2 protein-coding genes and 2 riboswitches are annotated in these 1873 nt (G+C 73.6%); both genes read left to right on the plus strand.

What is annotated here, in order from left to right:
• A partial coding sequence (locus HUX53_RS38180) for an NUDIX hydrolase (RefSeq protein WP_176408143.1) occupies positions 1 to 215 on the plus strand: 215 nt, incomplete at its 5' end.
• 182 nt (positions 216 to 397) lie between these two features.
• Positions 398 to 597: riboswitch (cyclic di-AMP (ydaO/yuaA leader) on the plus strand.
• A 156-nt stretch (positions 598 to 753) separates the two neighbouring features.
• Positions 754 to 893, plus strand: a riboswitch (cyclic di-AMP (ydaO/yuaA leader).
• Positions 894 to 902: 9 nt separating this feature from the next.
• Positions 903 to 1721 (plus strand): CHAP domain-containing protein, encoded by an 819-nt coding sequence (locus HUX53_RS38185; protein WP_176408144.1) that lies wholly within the window; start codon positions 903 to 905, stop codon positions 1719 to 1721.
• Positions 1722 to 1873: the final 152 nt, after the last annotated feature.

Consider the following 1873-nt stretch of genomic DNA (forward strand, 5'->3'; position numbering starts at 1 on the left):
ACGGCGCCCCGTCGGTGATCCTGATCAAGCGCGCCTACCGGGGGCGGAACGCGGGCCAGTGGGGGCTGCCGGGCGGGCGGCTGGAGGCCGGCGAGACGCCCGCGGAGGCGGCGCTGCGGGGACTGCACGAGGAGATCGGCCTGGCCGCCGCCACGCGCCGCTCCCCCCGGCCGGCCCGGCCACCGTGCGCACGCTCGCGGCGTGCATGGCGCTGAGCGCGCAGCCACGGCGGACCCCCGGGTCAGGCTCCCGGACGCCCCCCGGCAACGGCCGGCGTCCGTGCACAACATCACGTGCACGACATCAGGTGCACAGCATCACGCGCACGACATCAGGCGCCGCTCGTTCGCACGCGGGAGACAGGTCCCGCGCCGGGCCCCATCTCGCCCCCAGGATCGCAGCGGCAGCGCCGAATCCGCCGCAGCGCGGAACCGGGGACCCACATCGCCGGAGTCCGGGAGACCTCCCGGACGGGCATTCCGGCACCCGGGGTGAATCGGTGCGTCTCTTCCGGCCCCGTTCCGGTGGAGCCCGCCGTAGGGCCACTTCCACGCCCGAACCCGTCAGCTAACCCGGTAGGCGTCTGGAAGAGCGAAGGAGAGAGTTCCGCAGCGGTACCTGGGCGTGGCCGCCCATCGCGCGGCCACGCCCGGACCACCCCTGCACTCCGCGGACGCCCCCGTCCGGCGGAGCCCCCATCCGAACCGGCGTGCCCGTCCGGGCACGTCACCGCCGAGTCCGCGAACCGCCGCGCGCACGCGCGCGCCGGACGCGGAGCCGGGGACCCATCGTGTCCTTTTTCGGGGTGAATCGGCCTGCCCATGGGCGGCCGTAGGGCGGCTTCCACGCCCGAACCCGTCAGCTAACCCGGTAGGCGGCATGGAAGTCGAGGAGATCCCCCCGTGCCAGGCGCGCATCGCAAGAAGGTCTCGGGCAAGCACCGCAAGCCGAACTCCCTGTCCATCACGTGGCGGACGACCGGCGGCGTGATCGTCGGCGCCGCCGTCCTCGGTACCGCCGCGGCCACCGCGCAGGCGTCCGTCCTGCCGTTCGGGCCCGCTCCGGCGCCCGCCACGGCGGCCGGCGTCATCGCGACGAAGAAGGCGGACGCGGGCTCGTCCAAGAGCACGTCGAAGGACAGGTCGGGCAGCGCCGCCAAGGCCCCCGAGAAGGACGGGAAGAGCCCGCAGGCCGAGCCGAAGCCGGCCGCCCCCAAGCGGACCGGCGAGTCCCGGCCCACGGCGGACGACGCTATCAAGATCGCCAAGTCGCAGGTCGGCGTCCAGGAGGACGGCGGCGGCGAGACCAAGTTCCAGAAGTGGTACATGGGCACCGCCCGCGCCCAGGAGACCCTGGCCCGCGACGGCGGCTCCCTCGGCGGCTACAGCGACGCCCAGTGGTGCGACATGTTCGTCTCCTGGGTCGGCGAGCAGGTCGGCTTCACCGACCAGATCGGCAGCGACGCCTGGACGGTCGAGCACGCCCGCTGGTTCCAGGAGCACGGCCGCTGGGGCACCGAGCCGAAGCCCGGCGCGATCGTCTTCTACGCGTGGAGCGGCAGCAAGAAGGTCAGTGCCATCCGGCACGTCGGCATGGTGGTGAAGAAGGTCGACGACGACACCATCGAGGCCGTCGAGGGCAACACCGGCAACGCCGTCAAGATCAAGAAGCGCTCGGCCGACGACATCGTCGGCTACGGCTACCCCGACTACAAGTCGTGACGGCGCGTCCGGCGCCCCGGGCCGCCTAGGATCGCGCACATGGCGGACGGTCCGGAGCGGGACGGCCCCGTGTCGCGGCGCGGGGTCCTCGCCCTGGGCGCGGGCGGGGCCGCCGTGCTGCTGGCGCCGTCTCTTATACCCATCTGACGCCG

Origin of the sequence: Actinomadura sp. BRA 177, from assembly GCF_013372625.1 — a bacterium.
Classification (GTDB): Bacteria; Actinomycetota; Actinomycetes; order Streptosporangiales; family Streptosporangiaceae; genus Spirillospora.